The 19,570-nt window shown below is 48.0% G+C and carries 17 protein-coding genes; 7 read left to right on the forward strand and 10 right to left on the reverse strand.

From position 1 onward, the window contains the following. Positions 1-46: 46 nt before the first annotated feature. Both pdxJ and recO read right to left on the reverse strand, forming a co-directional pair. Positions 47-775, reverse strand: a complete 729-nt coding sequence (gene pdxJ / locus DBY95_RS02675) for a pyridoxine 5'-phosphate synthase (protein ID WP_107723296.1) — start codon at positions 773-775, stop codon at positions 47-49. Positions 776-844: 69 nt separating this feature from the next. Further along, positions 845-1,588 (reverse strand): DNA repair protein RecO, encoded by a 744-nt coding sequence (gene recO, locus DBY95_RS02680; RefSeq protein ID WP_070588490.1) that lies wholly within the window; start codon positions 1,586-1,588, stop codon positions 845-847. A 139-nt stretch (positions 1,589-1,727) separates the two neighbouring features. Between recO and DBY95_RS02685 the strand changes: the two genes are divergently transcribed. Both DBY95_RS02685 and DBY95_RS02690 read left to right on the forward strand, forming a co-directional pair. Then, positions 1,728-3,185 (forward strand): patatin-like phospholipase family protein, encoded by a 1,458-nt coding sequence (locus DBY95_RS02685; RefSeq protein ID WP_107723297.1) that lies wholly within the window; start codon positions 1,728-1,730, stop codon positions 3,183-3,185. Positions 3,186-3,283: 98 nt separating this feature from the next. Further along, on the forward strand, positions 3,284-4,018 hold the full coding sequence (locus DBY95_RS02690) for an epoxyqueuosine reductase QueH (protein WP_101756277.1): 735 nt from the start codon (positions 3,284-3,286) through the stop codon (positions 4,016-4,018). A gap of 51 nt (positions 4,019-4,069) precedes the next feature. Here the strand turns inward: DBY95_RS02690 and DBY95_RS02695 are convergent, their stop codons facing one another. After that, on the reverse strand, positions 4,070-4,402 hold the full coding sequence (locus DBY95_RS02695; protein WP_107723298.1) for a stress response protein: 333 nt from the start codon (positions 4,400-4,402) through the stop codon (positions 4,070-4,072). A gap of 391 nt (positions 4,403-4,793) precedes the next feature. On the opposite strand from DBY95_RS02695, the gene nrdA reads away from it, so the two are divergent. From nrdA to yfaE, 5 genes are all read left to right on the forward strand, one after another. Beyond that, the gene (gene nrdA / locus DBY95_RS02700) at positions 4,794-7,073 is read left to right on the forward strand and encodes a class 1a ribonucleoside-diphosphate reductase subunit alpha (protein ID WP_107723299.1); all 2,280 of its coding nucleotides are present in this window, start codon (positions 4,794-4,796) and stop codon (positions 7,071-7,073) included. 40 nt (positions 7,074-7,113) lie between these two features. Next, entirely contained in the window at positions 7,114-7,980 is an 867-nt protein-coding gene (locus DBY95_RS02705; RefSeq protein WP_107723300.1) for a DUF4393 domain-containing protein, read from the forward strand. A 77-nt stretch (positions 7,981-8,057) separates the two neighbouring features. Then, positions 8,058-9,191, forward strand: a complete 1,134-nt coding sequence (gene nrdB / locus DBY95_RS02710; RefSeq protein ID WP_049331034.1) for a class Ia ribonucleoside-diphosphate reductase subunit beta — start codon at positions 8,058-8,060, stop codon at positions 9,189-9,191. Positions 9,192-9,266: 75 nt separating this feature from the next. After that, positions 9,267-9,644: a DUF6979 family protein gene (locus tag DBY95_RS02715; protein WP_107723301.1), complete on the forward strand. Its 378-nt coding sequence runs from the start codon at positions 9,267-9,269 to the stop codon at positions 9,642-9,644. A 61-nt stretch (positions 9,645-9,705) separates the two neighbouring features. Continuing rightward, positions 9,706-10,005, forward strand: a complete 300-nt coding sequence (gene yfaE / locus DBY95_RS02720) for a class I ribonucleotide reductase maintenance protein YfaE (protein WP_003686421.1) — start codon at positions 9,706-9,708, stop codon at positions 10,003-10,005. A gap of 77 nt (positions 10,006-10,082) precedes the next feature. On the opposite strand, the gene DBY95_RS02725 is transcribed toward yfaE, so the two are convergent. The 7 genes from DBY95_RS02725 to gshA all read right to left on the reverse strand — a co-directional run bounded on the left by DBY95_RS02725 (position 10,083) and on the right by gshA (position 19,496). Further along, the gene (locus DBY95_RS02725; RefSeq protein ID WP_063067856.1) at positions 10,083-10,652 is read right to left on the reverse strand and encodes an acetate uptake transporter; all 570 of its coding nucleotides are present in this window, start codon (positions 10,650-10,652) and stop codon (positions 10,083-10,085) included. A gap of 134 nt (positions 10,653-10,786) precedes the next feature. Further along, positions 10,787-11,536 carry a type I 3-dehydroquinate dehydratase gene (gene aroD, locus DBY95_RS02730; protein ID WP_107723302.1) on the reverse strand — a complete coding sequence of 250 codons (750 nt, stop codon included), beginning with the start codon at positions 11,534-11,536 and terminating at the stop codon, positions 10,787-10,789. A gap of 27 nt (positions 11,537-11,563) precedes the next feature. Further along, positions 11,564-13,405 (reverse strand): excinuclease ABC subunit UvrC, encoded by a 1,842-nt coding sequence (gene uvrC, locus DBY95_RS02735; RefSeq protein ID WP_107723303.1) that lies wholly within the window; start codon positions 13,403-13,405, stop codon positions 11,564-11,566. A 64-nt stretch (positions 13,406-13,469) separates the two neighbouring features. After that, positions 13,470-16,241 carry a DNA gyrase subunit A gene (gyrA, locus tag DBY95_RS02740; RefSeq protein WP_107723304.1) on the reverse strand — a complete coding sequence of 924 codons (2,772 nt, stop codon included), beginning with the start codon at positions 16,239-16,241 and terminating at the stop codon, positions 13,470-13,472. A 127-nt stretch (positions 16,242-16,368) separates the two neighbouring features. Further along, the gene (locus tag DBY95_RS02745) at positions 16,369-16,851 is read right to left on the reverse strand and encodes an acyl-CoA thioesterase (protein ID WP_049331010.1); all 483 of its coding nucleotides are present in this window, start codon (positions 16,849-16,851) and stop codon (positions 16,369-16,371) included. A gap of 114 nt (positions 16,852-16,965) precedes the next feature. Then, positions 16,966-18,036: a magnesium/cobalt transporter CorA gene (corA, locus tag DBY95_RS02750; RefSeq protein ID WP_107723305.1), complete on the reverse strand. Its 1,071-nt coding sequence runs from the start codon at positions 18,034-18,036 to the stop codon at positions 16,966-16,968. Between the two features lie 119 nt (positions 18,037-18,155). Continuing rightward, complete coding sequence (gene gshA / locus DBY95_RS02755) at positions 18,156-19,496, reverse strand: glutamate--cysteine ligase (RefSeq protein WP_107723306.1); 1,341 nt, start codon at positions 19,494-19,496, stop codon at positions 18,156-18,158. Between the last annotated feature and the right edge of the window lie 74 nt (positions 19,497-19,570).

Here is a 19,570-nt window from a genome sequence, read left to right on the forward strand (position 1 = left end):
GGATACCGGCCAAAGCCAATTGCCTTAGTCGGTATGACTGATGCCGTTAAGGCAGCATTCTGGCTCTGAACATGATTTCCTTCATTTGGCGGACAGCTTCTGGCAAGCCGAGGAAGAGTGCTTGGGAAATCAGCGAATGGCCAATGTTCAACTCACGGATGGCCAGAATTTGAGCAATCGGCGTAACGTTGTGAATGGTCAGGCCGTGTCCGGCGTTAACGACCAAACCCAAATCGCTGGCGTAATGCGCGCCGTTTTGAATGCGCTCGAATTGTTTCATTTGTTCGGCATGGCTGTGCGCATCGGCATATGCACCGGTGTGCAACTCGATAACGGGCGCGCCGACATCATAAGCGGCTTGGATTTGCGCGTTGTCGGCATCGATAAACAAGGACACGCGGATGCCTGCGTCGGTCAAGATTTTGGTGAACTCGGCTACTTTATCCTGTTGCGCCAATACGTCCAAACCGCCTTCGGTGGTTACTTCTTGACGTTTTTCAGGCACGATGCACACATCTTCCGGCATGACGTTGAGCGCGTTTTCCAGCATTTCTTCCGTCAGCGCCATTTCCAAATTCAGGCGCGTGCGGATGGCGTTTTTAACGGCGAACACGTCCGCATCTTTAATATGGCGGCGGTCTTCACGCAAGTGCATGGTAATCAAATCTGCACCGTGGGTTTCCGCAATCAGCGCTGCTTCGACAGGGCTGGGATAAATCGTACCGCGCGCATTGCGGACGGTGGCAATATGGTCGATGTTTACGCCTAACAACATAATAATGTCCTTTCTTTAAGGTTTCAGACGGCCTGAACCTTCTCATATCAAAGGCCGTCTGAAAAAAATTCAACTGCCCAAGCCAAACTGCTGTAACTGCTGCAAAACCTGCCGAGACTTAATGCCCTCGGGCAGAAGGTTGTCAATCAAAAGCCGCGTCACTTTCAAAGCCTGCCCGAGGCTTTCCTGATGAACGAAACTGCCTTCCCTCAAATCGATTAACGTCGCACCCGATACGGCAACGCCTTTATTGAGCGGATGGAAACGGTCGGCCTCGGCCAAAGGCACCACAGCCTCTTCCGGTGTGAGCCAATAAGTTTCTTCGCCGTTGATTTCATTGCCGTTGCCGTCATGGAACAAATCGGGGGCAAAGCCCAAGCGTGTCAGTAGCGTCCATTCAAAACGGCGCAAAGCGGCAATGTGGTTGGCCTCGCAACAAATGGTTTTCATGGTTTCCGCCAAAACATCGTAAAGCTCGGGCAATGGGTCTTCACGGACGGTCAACTTCAGCATCAGCTCGTTCACATACAATCCGCTGAACAAAGCTCTGCCCTGCGGCTGAGGCCAACCTCCTATCCATTCGGCGCGATGCAGGGTCTTCAATTCTTGCGAGCCATACCAAGACGCGCTCACCGGCACAAACGGCACCAACACGCCGCGCAATTCGCTCTGCCGTTTGCGCGCGCTTCTGGCCAATAAAGCCACCCGCCCATAACGGCAGCTGAAAGCCTCCACCCACAAGCTGCTCTCGCGCCACGGGGCGGAAGCAAGCAGAAAGATAGGTTCGTGGTTGATGCGGTTTGGTTGCGCCATAAGGGTTTGGAAAGATAAAGATTGTGTCGATTATAACGGAAAATCGACACAAAAGGCCGTCTGAAAGTCCACCTTCTATAAAGGCCGTCTGAAAACCTTTATAATCCGTTTTGAATGAATAACTGACTTTCCTGTGTTTATGCCGAAATTCCCTTTTAAATCCGCCCTTTCCCTGCTCTCTGCAGCCCTATTATCCGCCTGCTCCTTGGTGAAATACCAACCCGTTGCCGGTATTGATGCAGTCGATTTGAAGCAAGGCTACCGCTTTGAAACCAGCAAACTCCAGCGGGAAGACGATGACGATACCTTAATTGTCGTCATGTTTTCAGGCGGAGGAACACGTGCGGCGGCGTTGGGTTATGGCGTTTTAGAACAGCTCAACCAGCAGCAGGTAACCATCGGCGGCAAAAGAAAATCCTTGCTGGCCAACGTCGATGTCGTTGTCGGCGTATCTGGCGGCTCGGTTTTGGCGGCTTATTTTGCACTCAAGGGCGAAGAAACCATTCCCTTGTTTTATAAACGTTTCCTACACCAAAACTTCCAACGCCAAGTCGTCAAACAGGCATTCTCCATGTCCAATCTGCCCCGACTGGCCTCGCCTGAATACGGACGCGGCGATCTGTTGCAGGAGCAGTTTGAAAACTACCTTTTCGGCAAAACCACTTTCCGCGATTTGGAAAAAAATGCCAAGGGCCCGTTTGCCATCATTTCCGCCACCGATATGGGCATAGGCGAGCGTTTCAATTTCACGCAGGAATATTTCGACCCGATGTGTATCGACTTGGGCGACTTGCGACTTGCCCGCGCCGTCGCAGCTTCAAGCTCCGTGCCTATGGTATTTGCACCGATTACCCTAAACAACAACGGCGGACGCTGCAGCTACACGCCGCCGATCAAAATCGAAGATGCAGACGACAGCGAAACAGGCAGACAACAAAGCCGCACCATAAAAGAATTTTACGAGCGCTTCCAAAAATACGCAGACGGGAAAAACCGACCCTACATCCACCTGATAGACGGCGGCCTGACCGACAATCTGGGTATGCGCAGCCTTTTGGATATGACGGAAATGTACCCGGAAAAAATCCTGACAAACAAAATCCTGCAAAACAACATCCGCCATATCGTCGTCATCAACGTCAATGCGCAAAACCAAGTCAGCAGCAATTTAGACAAAACCGCGGCCGTTCCCGGTTTCCGCGACGTCGTCTCCTCCATCGTCAATATCCCCATTGACCAAAACTCGCAAGAATCCCTGCGCCGTTTCCGTGCCTTCGTCGATCAGTGGAATAAAGACAAACAAACCGACGGCATCAGCTTCTCCTTCGTCAGCCTCAACCTCAAAGACCTCCCTCCTTCCGAGCTGAGGGAAAAAGTATTGAACATTCCGACTAGTTTTTATCTGCCGCCGGAAGATGTGGACAACCTGCGTACCGCCGCTGCCGAACTGATGAAGCAATCGTTGGACTACCGCAACCTGCTGACAGAATTTGCAGCGCACCACAATCCCGATGCCATCTTTGCCGAACCGCCGCCGGACGCTAAAGATTTCAAACCGTTAAATGAAAAAGAAACACAGAAACAATCTGTTCCATAAAGTATTGCTCTGTTAAAATAGACAAATAGATTTCAACCCCTTCAGACGGCCTCAGAGATAAAGGCCGTCTGAAAAAATATCAAAAACAGAACACAACCATGACCGAAAAAACCACGCCTATCGTTACCGATATTGACCGCCCTATTCTCGTTCCGCCAGGCGGCCATAAAAAAGTCCTGCTGCATTCTTGCTGCGCCCCATGTTCCGGCGAAGTGATGGAAGCCATGCTTGCCAGCGGCATCGACTACACCATTTATTTTTACAACCCCAATATCCATCCGCACAAAGAATATATGTTGCGCAAAGAAGAAAATATGCGCTTTGCGGACAAATTCGGTATCCCCTTTGTCGATAAAGACGACGACTACGAAAACGACCGCAAAGAATGGTTTGCCAAAGCCAAAGGCATGGAATTCGAACCCGAACGCGGTATCCGCTGCACCATGTGTTTCGATATGCGTTTTGAAAAAGCGGCGCAATACGCCCATGAAAACGGCTTCCATGTTTTCACCAGCTCACTGGGCATTTCACGCTGGAAAGACATGAAACAGATCAACGGCTGCGGCCATCGCGCTGCCGAACCGTACGATGACTTGGTTTATTGGGATTTCAACTGGCGCAAAGGCGGCGGCAGCGCACGCATGATTGAAATCAGTAAGCGCGAGCATTTCTACCAACAAGAATACTGCGGTTGCGCCTACTCCCTGCGCGATTCTAATGCCCACCGCAAATCGCAAGGCCGCATCCCCATCAAGCTGGGCGTATTGTATTACGGTGATGAATCCACCCAATACGAGCCTCAAGCCGAAAACAAAATCATTGTTGAGAAATAAATATCAAAGGCCGTCTGAAACATTCAGACGGCCTTTGTTTAAATCAGACGATTAACGGCGGCGGAATTTGCCGTGATCAAAATCATCAAATGCCTGATAAGCAGCTTGGCATTGGATTTTTTGCTCGGCATAAGGCAAACCGCGGAACGCTTTTGCCACTTTTCGGTTTTCCCTCAACTCGGCCTTGTTGCCTTTGTAGCGATACCAAGCTGCACGGCGCTCAAGGTATCTTTTACAAGCAGGATGCAATTTGTTTTTCTTCGCATACTGGTGTTTGCTCGCTTGATGGACGTGCGGTTTGGCCGCCGCTTCGGCAGAATAAGCACCCAAGCTCAATACGGCAACCGCCGCTAGTGCGGAACCTAAATTTTTCAACATTAACATGATTCACCTCCTAAATAGTTTTTCCATTATATGTTTCGCCAGGGCACCGGCAAAACACCCATTTTTTACATGACAAAAATGTGGTTAATTACTACATCATACTACTTGCTTTGCAAAATTTAACACACCTTCCATTTAGACGAAATCTGAATATAAATTTCTTTATTTCATAAGCCTCTAGCCAATGCCTGGCCAAATGTGATGCAAACGCAAAATAATGCCAAATCGCCACAAAGCCACATGAAACCTAGTCTGAGCCATCTTCCTCCTTAACCAGCCCCCGAAAAAAGCGCATTGTCAAGTCTAGTTAAACAAAGAAAAATACATTATATTGTGCCGTTCAAAGCAATCACATACCGTATCTTGTGTTTTTTAATGGGAAGACTGAACAATGAATGCAGCAACGAATATTAAAGTAACCAAACGCGACGGACGCTTGGAAGATATCAATTTAGACAAAATCCACCGTGTTGTTACTTGGGCGGCAGAAGGCCTACAAAACGTCTCCGTATCGCAAGTCGAGCTCAAATCACATATTCAGTTTTACAACGGTATCCGTACCGACGACATCCATGAGACCATCATCAAGGCCGCGGCCGACCTGATCTCACAAGATACGCCCGATTATCAATATCTGGCCGCCCGCCTCGCCATTTTCCATCTACGCAAAATCGCTTATGGCGAATTCGAACCGCCTCACCTCTACGATCACGTTAAAAAACTGACTGAAGCAGGCAAATACGACCGCCACGTCATCGCAGATTACAGCCGCGAAGAATTCGACGAGCTGAATGCCTATATCGACCACAGCCGCGATATGACCTTCTCTTATGCTGCCGTAAAACAGCTGGAAGGCAAATATCTGGTTCAAAACCGTGTTACCCGCCAAATTTATGAAACGCCTCAGTTCTTATACATTTTGGTGGCCATGTGTCTCTTCAGCAAATATCCGAAAGAGACCCGTTTGGATTACGTCAAACGTTTTTACGACGCCGTTTCCACATTCAAAGTATCGCTGCCTACGCCTATCATGAGCGGCGTGCGTACGCCTACCCGTCAATTCTCAAGCTGCGTATTGATTGAATGCGATGACAGCCTCGACTCCATCAACGCCACCACCAGCGCGATTGTGAAATACGTTTCCCAGCGTGCAGGCATCGGCATCAATGCCGGCCGTATCCGCGGCTTGGGTAGCGAAATCCGTGGCGGCGAAGCGCAACACACCGGCTGTATCCCATTCTTCAAAATGTTCCAAGCGGCCGTTAAGTCCTGCTCGCAAGGCGGCGTACGCGGTGGCGCGGCAACCTTGTTCTACCCATTGTGGCACATCGAAGCCGAAAGCCTGTTGGTATTGAAAAACAACCGAGGCGTAGAAGACAACCGTATCCGCCAACTGGACTACGGCGTACAAATCAACCGCCTGCTGTACACCCGCTTGATCAAAGGCGGCAACATTACCCTGTTCTCGCCGAATGAAGTTCCGGGTTTGTATGATGCCTTCTTCGCCGACCAAGACGAATTCGAGCGTCTCTACACTCAATACGAGCAAGATCCAAACATCCGCAAACGTACTTTGCCGGCAACAGAATTGTTCTCCACCCTGATGCAGGAGCGCGCCGGTACCGGTCGTATCTATATCCAAAACGTTGACCACTGCAACACGCACAGCCCGTTTGATCCGCGCGTTGCGCCTGTTCATCAGTCCAACTTGTGCATGGAAATCGCCCTGCCGACCAAACCTTTGGACAACATCAACGATCCGAACGGCGAAATCGCCCTATGTACCTTGTCCGCCTTCAACTTGGGCGCATTGAACAACTTGGACGAACTGAAGGAGCTTGCCGATTTGACCGTACGCGCACTTGATGCCCTGCTGGATTATCAAGACTATCCGGTTGCTGCAGCACGCACCGCGACCATGAACCGCCGCACACTCGGCATTGGCGTCATCAACTACGCCTACTATCTGGCGAAAAACGGCGTACGTTACAGCGACGACTCCGCCCTCGGCCTGACCCACCGTACCTTTGAAGCCATGCAGTATTACCTGCTCAAAGCATCGGTAAACCTTGCCAAAGAATACGGCGCATGCCCGCTGTTCAACCAAACCGTTTATTCGCAAGGCAAACTGCCTATCGACACCTACAAAAAAGACTTGGACACCGTGTGCAGCGAGCCTTTGCACTACGACTGGGAAAGCCTGCGTGCCGACATCGTCAAATACGGCCTGCGCAACTCTACCCTGACCGCACTCATGCCGTCTGAAACCAGCTCGCAAATTGCCAACGCCACCAACGGCATCGAGCCTCCACGCGGCCTAGTCAGCGTTAAAGCATCAAAAGACGGTATTTTGAAACAAGTCGTACCGGAATTTGAAACCCTGAAAGATGCCTACGAAACCCTGTGGCAGCTTCCCGGCAACGAAGGCTACCTGAAACTCGTTGGTGTAATGCAAAAATTCGTCGATCAATCGATTTCCGCCAATACCGCCTACGACCCGAACAAATTTGAAGGCAGCAAAGTTTCCATGAAACAAATGCTGAAAGACCTGCTGACCGCCTATAAATACGGCGTCAAAACCCTGTACTACCACAACACCCGCGACGGCGCGGACGATACGCAGGCCGATATTCAAGATGATGGCTGCGCTGGTGGGGCTTGTAAGATTTGAGCATATTAAAGATTGTTGAAGATTTGTAAGAAAATTTAATATGAGTATTATGGATACAACAGCTATAACTATTTTAACTGCAGGTGCTACAACATTATTGACAAAGGGAGCTGAGGCACCAGCTCATACATTAAATCTAGTGTGGAAACAAGTATTTGGACCTATTGATTTATGGATGGAAAAACAACAATTAAAAAGGAAAAAAGAGTTAGCTGATTTCAGTGATAGACTTAATAAAAATTTAGAAAAAATTCCTCAAGAAGAAATTCAAGAACCTAAATATAGTATTTTAGGACCTGCAATCGAGGCATCTCAATATTACCTTGAAGAAGAAGAGCTTAGAGAAATATTTGCAAAATTAGTATCTTCCTCCTTCGATGCTAGAAATAATGGAAAGATCCACAATAGCTTTGTTGAAAAAGTTAAGTCTTTATCATCCCATGATGCAAAACTTCTTCAATTAATGAAAGACTTAAAAAGTCTAGCAATTAGCAAATATTATATTAAAAAAAATAATGACAATGCATTAATTTTTTTTAATTTAATTGTTTGCCTTGCATTTGGAGAGCAAGACATTGAAAAAACGGCAATATCTATAGATAATTTAATCCAATTAGGTTTGGTACGTATTGATTTTGATAGATGTTTTCAAGATGATAAGCAATATGAAGATTTTTATTCTACTAGTTTACTTGAGTCTTTAAGCATATGTAATCCACTTACAGATTTAAAATTAAAAATTCAAAGTTTATTAGAAAAAAATTATTCTAAAAATGAAATTGCTTTAGATTTGAATATTTCTATTTTAGATATTGAGGATTGTTTAGAAGAAAAAAAAGTAGAGTTGAAAAAAGGGGTGTGTGAATTAACTTCATTAGGAAATATGTTTGTGAATATATGTTGTTGATTTATATAAATACGTACTCTTTAAATTTGTAAATTCTATCCCTAAGAGAAACAGCTATGTCCTGCGAACACTTAACTATGTCATACAGCACCTTTTCAAAAACCAAAAACGACGCGCTGAAAGAGCCGATGTTTTTTGGTCAGCCGGTAAATGTCGCCCGTTATGACCAGCAGAAATACGAAGTATTTGAAAAACTGATCGAAAAACAATTGTCTTTCTTCTGGCGTCCGGAAGAAATCGACGTATCGCGCGACCGTATCGACTACGCCAATCTGCCCGAACACGAAAAACATATTTTCATCAGCAATCTGAAATACCAAACTCTGCTCGATTCGATCCAAGGCCGCAGCCCAAATGTTGCGTTCTTGCCTTTGGTGTCGATTCCCGAGCTGGAAACTTGGATTGAAACGTGGAGCTTCAGCGAAACCATTCACTCGCGCAGCTACACTCATATCATCCGTAATATCGTGAATGATCCTTCGGTCGTGTTCGATGATATTGTGCAAAACAAATACATCATCGCCCGCGCTGAAGATATTGCCTGCTATTACGATGATTTAATTGAATACACCCAGTATTACAATCTGTTGGGCGAAGGTTCGCACAATATCGGCGGCAAGCTTGTTACCGTATCTTTGCGTGAGTTAAAGAAAAAGCTCTATCTCTGCCTGATGTGCGTCAATGTATTGGAAGCCATCCGCTTCTACGTTTCATTCGCCTGCTCTTTCGCCTTTGCCGAGCGCGAATTGATGGAAGGCAACGCTAAAATCATCAAGCTGATTGCCCGTGACGAAGCCCTGCATTTAACCAGCACCCAGCATATGCTCAACCTGATGCGTGCCGGTGCCGATGATCCTGAAATGGCTGAAATCGCCAATGAATTGCAGGACGAATGCTTCAACCTCTTCAAAAAAGCAGCCGAGCAGGAAAAAGAATGGGCGGCTTATCTGTTTAAAGACGGCTCAATGATTGGCCTGAACAAGGAAATTCTGGCTCAATACGTTGAATACATTACCAATCTGCGTATGCAGGCGGTTGGCCTTCCTGCCGGATTTGAAGGTGCGACCCAAAATCCGATTCCTTGGATCAACGCATGGCTGTCTTCTGACAATGTACAGGTTGCGCCGCAGGAAGTGGAAATTTCTTCTTACTTAATCGGTCAGATTGATTCGGAAGTCAGCGCGGACGATTTGGGCGATTTCGAGCTGTAAACCGCGTTTCAGACGGCCTTTGGGCGTAACCGGCCGTCTGAAAATCTCTTTTCAATCCTCAAGGTATAACCAAAAATGAAGATTTATGGCGACATTGCGGTAAAAGCAGCTGAATCATATTCTAAATATGAAGATATGGAACAAGCTTGGACAGAGATTGCGGCATCATTTCCCATCAAGGAGTCAATTAGAAAAAAAGGATGCCCAAAGAATGCATTTTTGGGATTGTGTCGTGCGAGGTTGGTTAAAGGAATCAACCCGGAAAAAGTCAAAACCAAACATTCCAAAAACGGAGAATATGCCGTTGCAGCGGTCAGTCTTTTAAAAAATGATCCCGAATGGGCAAATCAGAAAAAATCCGTTTTCTGGCGCGAAATTGTGGGTAATGAAAAAAAATATAACAGCCAGCTTCATGTCGTTTTGGCCTTGTGGGAAAAAGGCTTGATTATTTGAATTTATATATTTAAGGCCGTCTGAAACATTGTTCAGACGGCCTCTATGCCCTAAAACACACATGGCACTCATTAGCACACACGACAAAACCTTCCAACTCCAACAAGGCGAAACCTTATTGGAGGGCTTGGAGCGCACTGGACACGAAGTTGAATACCAATGTCGCAGCGGTTATTGCGGTTCATGCCGGGTTAAAATCTTGGATGGGAAAGTCTCTTATGATAATTTTCCGCTCGCTTTTGTCGCGCCCGGAGAAATTTTGCCGTGCTGCTGCCGGGTTACTGAAGACATCAAACTCGATTGTCGGGAGCGCATCAAAGAGCCGGATTTATTTGATGTCGATTTATTTGAAGACAAATAAAAAATGCCGTCTGAACATTGCGGTCGAAATCTTTGATTTCATTTCCACCGTTCAGACGGCATTTTGTATGGTTAAGCTTATTTACGCTCACCAACCGGCAAAACAGTACGGCCGAAAGATTCGTTGATGACCTCTGCCGCTGCCAAGTAGAACGCACCAAGTGCAGTTACCAAGCCTAAGCAACCGCCGATATGGACGATGCTATGATTTTCCATACCATCACCAATACCCAGTGCAAAGAAAGTCAGTGTCAAGCAAAAGAAAATACCGCTCAATACTTTAGGTTTGGTCAAGGTGGCCACAAACATCATCAGCGAAAACATACCCCATGCGCAAAGATACCAGCCGATAAATGCCGGAGCTGTTTCACCTTTGAAAAAGATGGTAAACAAAGCCCATGTCCACCAGAATGCGCCATAGCTGATAAAAGCGGTAAAGCCAAATGTATTGCCTTTCTTGAACTCAAACATACCGGCAATAACTTGGGCAATACCACCAAAGGCGAGAGCCATGCCCAAAACTAAGCCGACACCCTCTTGAGCAGTAAAAAAGCCGCCGTTAATCAGACTGAGCAACCAAGTTGTCAGTGCAAAGCCACACAGGCCTACTGGACCTGGGTTCGCTAGGTTTTCTTTAGTAGTAGTCATTTTATTTCTCCTCTGGTTATTAAAATAGGAAACCCATTGTTACCTATTTTATTTAAAATTAAAAGAAATAAATTTAAAAAAATCAGGCCGTCTGAAAAATATTTTTCAAACGGCCTTGAATATTAATAATTAAACTATCCCAAAATGGCCAAGATTTTCCTCAATTCATTGGCATCAATTTGACCGGGGGCCGACGTTTTTCCTGCTGCGCCAAAGGTTACGGCCGAGCCGAAAACCGAGCCGGCCAGACGACTGATTGCACCGATTTTATTCATAGACATAGTAATAATCGGGCAGTTTATACTTTGTGAAACATCATATGTTGCCTGTAATAAGGTCAATACATCTTGCGGCGATTGCGGCATAACGGCAATTTTGCAGATATCCGCGCCCCACTCGGCCATTGTTTTCAGACGGCCTGTAATCTCTGCCAAAGACGGCGTGGCTTGGAAATCGTGATTGCAAAGTAAGGCGGCAGTTTGATACTCATGCGCCAAAGCAATGGTTTGTTTTACGCCGCTTTCTTGGGCAAAAAGCTCGATGTCGATAATATCGGCTTGTTTGGAACGGATGATTTTTTCCAATAATTCAAAATAATAGTCGTCAGAACAAGGCGTATTGCCCCCCTCTTGCGCCCTTCTAAACGTAAACAGCAAAGGCTTGCCAGGAAAAGCCTGTCGGACAATGCCTAATTGCTCGGCAATAAAATCGGCATCAAGCGCTTCTTGGAAAAAATCCGCACGAAATTCAATAATGTCAAAAGCCGTATCTTTCAATACGCGCAAAGCCTGCTCCAATTCCTGCGTATTGGCGGCCACCAGCGGCACGGCAATTTTAGGCAGGCCTTTGCCGATCTCGATATTTTTGATGATGACAGATTTCATATTGTTCCTTTTTGCTGTTCAAACCAATCAGTGCAGATGCTCGTAAATGGTTTCCGCCAATGCTTTGCTGATGCCTTCAACTTTTTCCAAGTCCTCGCGGCTGGCCGCAATCACGCCGCGCAGACCGCCAAATCGGGTAAGCAATGCTTGGCGGCGTTTGCTGCCGATACCGGGGATTTCGCTGAGTGAGGAAGTAACGCGTGCTTTGTCGCGTTTTTTGCGGTGGCCTGTAATCGCAAAGCGGTGCGACTCATCGCGTACGGTTTGCAATAAATGCAAGGCCGGGCTGTTGGGCGGCAGGCGGAAGACTTCGCCGGTAAAAGGCAGAATGAGTTCTTCCATACCGGCTTTGCGCTCGGGGCCTTTGGCGATACCGACCAAAGGTATTTGCAGCCCGAGTTCTTCCCATACCGATACGGCTACGCCGATTTGCCCTTTGCCGCCGTCAATCAACACGACATCCGGCCATTTGACGCTTTCGCCGTTGGCTTCGGCTTCCTGCATTTTACCGTAACGGCGCGTTAGGACTTCACGCATGGCGGCGTAGTCATCGCCGGGTTTGGCAGTCGTGATGTTGTAGCGGCGGTATTGCGAAGGCTGGATGTTTTGCTCATCGTACACAACGCAGGATGCAATAGTGGCCTCGCCTTGCGTGTGGCTGATATCGAAACATTCAAGGCGGTTGAGGCCGTCTGAATCCATGCCGAGGATTTTGGCCAGTTCATCAATACGGTGTTGCTGGCTGCTTTGTTGCAGGCGGCGTTGTGCAATCGCCATTTGTGCGTTTTGTTCCGCCATTTTCAACCAGACTTTGCGTTCGCCTATGGTCTTGGTGACAAACTGCATCTGCTTGCCGTGTTCGCCTTCCAAAGCCTCTTTCAGCGCATCGGGAACGGGAAAGTTGCTGATAATGATATCGGGTTTGCTTTTGCCCAAATAATGTTGGGCAACGAAGGCTTCGGCGTAATCTTGTCCGTTTGGCTCAGGATCGTTTTTGGTGTCAGGGAAAAAGCTTTTGTCGCCGACATGCCGCCCGCCGCGGATGCTGACCCAGTGTACGCAGACCAGGCCGTCTGAAACCGCTAGCGCAAGCAAATCAATATCGTTGGGATTGTTCGGATTTTTACTGTCGATAAACTGATTACTCTGCATGATGCCGAGCGCTTGAATTTGATCGCGGTAACGGGCTGCTTCCTCAAATTGCAGATTGGCGGCGGCGGTTTGCATTTTGTGTTGCAAGGTACGCGTCAATTCGTCGGTTTTGCCATTGAGGAAAGTCGCGGCTTCACGCACGCTGTCACGATAATCTTCTTCGCTGATATGACCGACACAAGGCGCGGTGCAGCGTTTGATTTGGTAAAGCAGACAAGGACGATCGCGATGCTCGAATACACTGTCTTCGCAGGTACGCAGCATAAAGACTTTTTGCAACACTTGAATGCTGTCGCGCACGGCGTTGCTGTTGGGATACGGACCGAAATATTGATTAGGCTTTTTCAACGTGCCGCGGTAATACGCCATTTGCGGATATTGATGGCCGCTGAGCATCAAATAAGGATAGCTTTTGTCATCGCGGAAAAGGATATTGTATTTCGGCGACAAGGCTTTGATGAAGTTGTTTTCGAGAATCAGCGCTTCGGCTTCGGAACGCGTGATGGTGGTTTCGATATGGCGAACCTGTTTTACCATCAATGCAATACGCGGCGAATGGTCGTTTTTTTGGAAATAGCTGGAAACGCGCCGCTTGAGATTGACCGCTTTGCCGACATACAAAACATTGTTGTCTTCATCAAAAAAACGGTACACGCCCGGAAGATTGGGCAGATTTTTCAGAAAAAGAGGTAAATCGAACGGTTCGGTTGCGCTCACGGGATTTTCTTTTGGAATAAGCAGGCCGTCTGAAAACTTTTCAGACGGCCTTTTTCATTGACGTTTAAGATTCTTGAGACGGAGTATCTTCAGCTTCTACCACTTGGTTTTCAGCTGCATCGCTTTCTAAAGCGGCTTCATCTTCAGCCTCTTCAGCCACTCGCTCCAAGCTGACCAAGGTTTCGCCTTCATCCAGATTAATCAGGCGGACACCTGCGGCAGCGCGGCCGGTCTCGCGGATTTGCTCAACTTTGGTACGAATCAGGACACCGCCGCTGGTAATCAGCATCAGATCATCGGTTTCGCTGACCAAAGTCGCGGCAACCAAATCGCCGTTGCGCTCGCCGGTATTGATGGCGATATTGCCTTGTCCACCTTTGTTTTTACGGCTGTAATCGGCAATCGGGGTACGTTTGCCATAGCCGTTGGCAGTAGCGGTCAAAACTTGCAAATCGCTTTGCTCGGCTTCAGGGGCGAAGGTAATCAGGCTGACAATCTTGCCATCGGCCGGCAGGCGCATACCGCGCAAACCGCCGCTGCCGCGACCGGACGGACGGACACCGTGTTTGCCGCTTGGCAATGCGTTTTCAGCATTTTCATCATCCAAGCCGTCTGAATCTTCGTTTTCGGTTTCGATATCGGCATCTTCTACTTCATCGTTACCGGATTTTTCCCAATATTCGTTAAAGCGGATGGCTTTGCCCAAGTTGGAGAACAACATAATATCGTCCGCACCGCCGGTTTGCGCTGCGCCGACCAAGTAATCGCCTTCTTTAAGCGCGATGGCTTTGATGCCTTGGCTGCGGACGTTTTTAAACGCAGACAGCTGGACTTTTTTCACCATGCCTTGTGCAGTGGCGAAGAAGACGTATTGGTCTTCCGGGAACTCGCGGACGGCCAAAATCGCGCTGACTTTTTCGCCCTCTTCCAATTGGATAACGTTGTTGATCGGACGACCGCGGCTGTTGCGGCCGCCTTCCGGCAGTTTGTACACTTTAATCCAATGGCACTTGCCCAAATTGGTAAAGCACATCAAATAATCATGCGTATTGGCAACAAACAGGGTTTCGATAAAGTCTTCGTCTTTGGTTGCCGCTGCCTGTTTGCCGCGGCCACCGCGACGCTGCGCCTGATAATCGGTGGTCGGCTGGGTTTTGATGTAGCCACCATGAGTTAGGGTAACGACCATTTCGCGTTGCGGAATCAGGTCTTCATCGGCGATATCGCCGCCAAACGGATTGATTTCGCTGCGACGCTCATCGCCAAAGTTGGCTTTGATGTCTGCCAATTCTTCGCGGATGATTTGGGTAACGCGCTCTGGTTTGGAAAGAATATCCACGAAATCAATGATTTTACTCATCAGGTTTTTATATTCGCCGACAATTTCTTCCTGATCGAGGCCGGTCAGGTTACGCAGGCTCATGCGCAAAATGGCATCAGCTTGCAATTCGCTCAGGTAATAGCCTTGGCTGTGCAGACCCAAATTCTCTGGCAAGCCTTCAGGGCGCATCATGTGCAGGTCCAAATCCGTGCGGCTGAGCATGTCTTCAACCAAGCTGCTGCGCCATGGGCGGGACAGCAGTTTTTCTTTGGCTTCCGGCGCATTGGCAGATTCTTTGATCAGACGGATAATTTCGTCGATATTGGACAAGGCAACTGCTTTACCTTCGGCAATATGGCCTTCATGACGCGCTTTTTTCAGGCGGAATAAAGTACGACGGGTAACGACTTCGCGACGATGGCGCAGGAATTCGGACAGGATTTGTTTCAGGTTCAGCAAACGCGGCTGGCCGTCAACCAAGGCCACCATGTTGATACCGAAGCTGTCTTGCAGCTGGGTCAGTTTGTAGAGTTGGTTCAAAACGACTTCGGCATTTTCATTGCGTTTCAATTCGATCACGACACGCATACCGGATTTGTCGGACTCGTCGCGCAGGTCGGATACGCCTTCCAACGTTTTTTCGCGTACCAACTCACCGATTTTCTCAACCAACTTGGCTTTGTTTACTTGATATGGGATTTCATCGATAACGATGGCTTCGCGTTCGCCGTTTTTACCGATAGGCTCGATATGGGTTTTCCCGCGCATTACCACGCGGCCGCGGCCGGTTTTATAGCCTTCGCGCACGCCGCTCAAGCCGTAAATAGTTGCGCCAGTTGGAAAATCGGGCGCTTGGATGATATTGATCAGCTCGTCGATTTCAGTTTCAGGCTCGTCCAACAAACGCAGGCAGGCATTGATGGTATCGCCCAAATTGTGCGGCGGGATATTGGTTGCCATACCGACGGCAATACCGGACGAACCATTGACTAACAGCGCGGGAAAACGGGTCGGTAATACCAGCGGCTCATGTTCGCTGCCGTCATAGTTGGGGCCGAAGTTGACGGTTTCTTCTTCAATATCCGCCAGCATTTCATGGGAAATTTTTTCCATGCGGATTTCGGTATAACGCATGGCTGCTGCTGCCAAGCCGTCGACAGAACCAAAGTTGCCCTGACCATCGATCAGCACATAACGCATGGAGAAGTCTTGCGCCATGCGGACGATGGTGTCGTAAACGGCTATATCGCCGTGGGGGTGGTATTTACCGATAACGTCGCCGACGATACGCGCCGATTTTTTATAGGCGGAATTCCAGTTGTTTTTCAACTCGTGCATCGCGTACAACACGCGGCGGTGTACCGGCTTGAGACCGTCGCGGACATCCGGCAGGGCTCGTCCCACAATTACGCTCATGGCGTAATCGAGGTAGCTCTTGCGCATTTCGTCTTCAAGGCTGACAGGCAGGGTTTCAAGTGCAAATTTATGGTCGTTGCGGATGGTTGCGTCGGTCATGATTATCTGTAATTTCGTATGGCAAAAATCTTGTTGATTCTACCACAAAACAAGCGGTTTATGGCTTTTGCGTGAAGGCCGTCTGAAACAGGATTTCAGACGGCCTTCATTATTTAATAAATTGAATTTAGTTGCAGCCAGAATCTTCGTTCGCAGCCTGCAGACTCAACTCTTTACGCTTTTTAGCCCTTTCATAACGGCAGCGTTGGCGCGGTGTATTGATTTCCAAAGGTGGGACAGGAACCGGCTTACCGTCTTCAACAGCAACCATGGTGAAGTAGCAGCTGTTGGTATGACGCACTTCGCCAGTGTGGATGTTTTGCGCCTCCACACGGATACCGACTTCCATAGAAGTACGGCCGGTGTAGTTGATACTAGCGTAAAAGGTTACCAGTTCGCCGACATGAATAGGCTCTTTAAACAATACTTTATCAACAGACAGAGTAACGCAATAGGTTCCGCTGTAACGGCAGGCGCAGGAATATGCCACTTGGTCGAGCAGGCGCAGAAGATCGCCGCCGTGAACATTGCCGCTGAAGTTTGCCGTATAAGGCATCATCAGTTCGGACATGATCAGTTCATGGGAAGGTAGTTGGCGTTCCGGTTTCATCGTTTATTCTCCTTTTGATATTTATTTTAAAATTGTCTGAAAACTTCAGACTGCACATGTGCAAAATCATTCTACCGTTTTTAATCGTTGAATTTCAACCCATTGCCTTCCTGTTTACAGCCATTTTCTACGTGAGAAGAAAATCAGCAGTCCGATAATAATGCACAGCATCACACCCAAAACCATGAAATAGCCGTAATGCCAATGCAGCTCGGGCATATTGTCGAAGTTCATGCCATAGATGCCGGTGATGACGGTCAGCGGCATAAAGATAATGGTAATAACCGTCAACACGCGCATTTGCTGGTTCATGCGGTTGGATTGGAAGGAAAGATAAATATCCATCATGCTCAACACCATATCACGCGAGGCATCAAGCGACTCGATAAGCTGCATATTGTGGTCGTACACGTCGCGCAGATAGACGGTCGATTCGCCTTTGAAAATGGCAAAATCGCCGCGTACGGCCAGTTGGTAGAACACATCGCGCAATGGTAAGAGCGTGCGCCGCAGACGGACGGCATCTCGCTTGAGGCGATGAATCTTACTGAGAATATCGCTGTTTTCGTTTTTAAACAGTGACTTGTCTATTGCTTCGACACGGTTGTTGTACGATTCCAAAACGATGAAATAGTCGTCCACAATACGGTCAAGCAGGCAATAAGCAAGAAACGCTGTATTTTTGTTCAAAATATTGTGCGGATTTTCGTGCATCTGCCGGCGAAGATGGCTGAACAAGCCCAACGGTTTTTGTTGGAAAGACAACACAAAATCTTTGCCGATAATCACATACACTTGGTCGGAATGGAGCTTGCCTGTGGAGGTATAGTGGTAAACCTGTGCGGCAGTAAAAACATAGCTGCCGTAGTCTTCAATTTTCGGACGCTGCTTGCGGCTGAGAATGTCTTCAATAACCAGCTCATGGATGCCGTAAGGCTCAAGCGCGTGTTTGAGCAAGACAACATCATTGATACCGACAAAATGCAGCCAGTTGATTTGACCTTCTTGCGGGCAGGCAATATCGGGCAAGTTTTTTCCGGCAAGATAATCATGCTGAGCAAAGGTATCGGCGGAATATAAGGTTTGGTGGATGGCAGAACGCGGGGCATTGTCGGTATTGCTGCGCTGCATGGTTTGGTCTTGCAGATTGTCGGTTATCTCAATTGGATTGGCTGGTTTGCTCATAAAAATAAATCATGTTTTTTAGTTAGAATGAATTGTACAGACAGAAAAGGCCGTCTGAAAACTGATTTTCAGACGGCCTGATGACATTGATTAATGTTTTATTAGGCTTGAGGCGCTGTTTATTCCAACTCTAATGCCGCGGCGAGTAAGGACAGGCGCGCCATTACGCCGTAAACATAGAGGCGGTTGTGTTCGTTGTCCACGTCGCAGTCTTTTTCGGAGCGCGGCATACCGAGCGAGTCCCATTGTTCAAATACGCGTTTGCAGGCTTCAGGCGCTTCTTGGGAATTGTCGCCACTGCCGGTGGGAATGCTGTTGGACAGTGGCACAAATACCATACCGCCGGCATTGAGGTTTTCGTCTGCGCCGCGCCCTTCGTGTACGCGGAAGAAGCCGCCGATTACGAAACGGTCCATCATATACACGACAGGTTCGCACACGGCGCCGTTCATAGTTTCGTAAGTATAAATACCTTCTTGGACAATAACTTCGCTAACTTCCAAGCCTTCTTTGACTTTCGCCATTTTGTTGCGGTTTTTACGGTTCAAGCCGCGCACTTCATCCGCAGATTTAACGCTCATCACGCCCATACCGTAAGTACCTGCGTCGGCTTTCACAATAACGAAAGGCTGGTCGGCAATACCCAATTCGTCGTATTTGGCTTGAATTTTCGCCAATACACGCTCTACCGCGCCTGCTAGCGCATCCTCCCCTTCACGCTCTTGGAAATCCAGACCGCTGATTTTTTCAAAATAAGGATTGATTTGCCATTCGTCGATGTCAATCAACTTGGCAAAGTCGGCTGCAACTTGGTTGTACGCACCGAAGTGTTCGGTCTTACGGCGAGTCGTCCAGCCGCCGTGCAATGGAGGCAATACGGTTTGACTGATGCCTTTAAGGATTTCAGGAACACCCGCTGACAAGTCATTGTTCAACAAAACAACGCAAGGCGAGAAACCGTCTGCGAGATGTACACGCTCACGGGTACGCAATAAAGGCTCAAGTAAAATTTTGTCGCCTAATGCGGTTTCAAACTCGGTTGGCTCAGTCACTTCCGGATTCAGGCTGCCCAAGCGCACTTCGTATCCTGCCGAACGCAAAATCTCGCTGAGTGCGTAAACGTTTTGCAGATAGAATGTGTTGCGCGTGTGGTTTTCAGGAATAATCAATACGGATTTTGCCGTTTCACATGCACGCTGTACCGCATCTTGCGCGGCAACCGCCGCCAGCGGGATAAAGTTGGGATTCAAATTATTGAAGCCGCCCGGAAACAGGTTCATATCGATAGATGAAATTTTGTAACCGGCATTACGGATGTCAACCGAACCATAAAATGGTGGACGGTGTTCGTTCCAATGCGAACGGAACCATGCTTCGATTTTGGCATGATTGGCAAGGACTTTTTTCTCAAATTCCCGTAATTGAGTCAGATGCTCAGGAGCCATTACCGGTAATTTCATTCTTTATACCTCTTGGTAAGTGTGGATGTTGAGTGAGAATGATAGAACTTTTTAGTGCATTTCGACAAGTATTC

It is taken from the genome of Neisseria subflava, from assembly GCF_003044935.1.
Classification (GTDB): Bacteria; Pseudomonadota; Gammaproteobacteria; order Burkholderiales; family Neisseriaceae; genus Neisseria; species Neisseria subflava_E.

What these genes read in the sequence shown, in the direction of transcription:
- corA (WP_107723305.1), bottom strand. Translation starts at nt 18,036, where the DNA reads ATGAGCAAACCAGCCAATCCAATTGAGATAACCGACAATCTGCAAGAC.
- nrdA (WP_107723299.1), top strand. Translation starts at nt 4,794, where the DNA reads ATGAATGCAGCAACGAATATTAAAGTAACCAAACGCGACGGACGCTTG.
- DBY95_RS02695 (WP_107723298.1), bottom strand. Translation starts at nt 4,402, where the DNA reads ATGTTAATGTTGAAAAATTTAGGTTCCGCACTAGCGGCGGTTGCCGTA.
- yfaE (WP_003686421.1), top strand. Translation starts at nt 9,706, where the DNA reads ATGGCACTCATTAGCACACACGACAAAACCTTCCAACTCCAACAAGGC.
- DBY95_RS02745 (WP_049331010.1), bottom strand. Translation starts at nt 16,851, where the DNA reads ATGAAACCGGAACGCCAACTACCTTCCCATGAACTGATCATGTCCGAA.
- recO (WP_070588490.1), bottom strand. Translation starts at nt 1,588, where the DNA reads ATGGCGCAACCAAACCGCATCAACCACGAACCTATCTTTCTGCTTGCT.
- DBY95_RS02685 (WP_107723297.1), top strand. Translation starts at nt 1,728, where the DNA reads ATGCCGAAATTCCCTTTTAAATCCGCCCTTTCCCTGCTCTCTGCAGCC.
- DBY95_RS02715 (WP_107723301.1), top strand. Translation starts at nt 9,267, where the DNA reads ATGAAGATTTATGGCGACATTGCGGTAAAAGCAGCTGAATCATATTCT.
- DBY95_RS02725 (WP_063067856.1), bottom strand. Translation starts at nt 10,652, where the DNA reads ATGACTACTACTAAAGAAAACCTAGCGAACCCAGGTCCAGTAGGCCTG.
- DBY95_RS02690 (WP_101756277.1), top strand. Translation starts at nt 3,284, where the DNA reads ATGACCGAAAAAACCACGCCTATCGTTACCGATATTGACCGCCCTATT.
- DBY95_RS02705 (WP_107723300.1), top strand. Translation starts at nt 7,114, where the DNA reads ATGAGTATTATGGATACAACAGCTATAACTATTTTAACTGCAGGTGCT.
- pdxJ (WP_107723296.1), bottom strand. Translation starts at nt 775, where the DNA reads ATGTTGTTAGGCGTAAACATCGACCATATTGCCACCGTCCGCAATGCG.
- aroD (WP_107723302.1), bottom strand. Translation starts at nt 11,536, where the DNA reads ATGAAATCTGTCATCATCAAAAATATCGAGATCGGCAAAGGCCTGCCT.
- nrdB (WP_049331034.1), top strand. Translation starts at nt 8,058, where the DNA reads ATGTCATACAGCACCTTTTCAAAAACCAAAAACGACGCGCTGAAAGAG.
- gshA (WP_107723306.1), bottom strand. Translation starts at nt 19,496, where the DNA reads ATGAAATTACCGGTAATGGCTCCTGAGCATCTGACTCAATTACGGGAA.
- gyrA (WP_107723304.1), bottom strand. Translation starts at nt 16,241, where the DNA reads ATGACCGACGCAACCATCCGCAACGACCATAAATTTGCACTTGAAACC.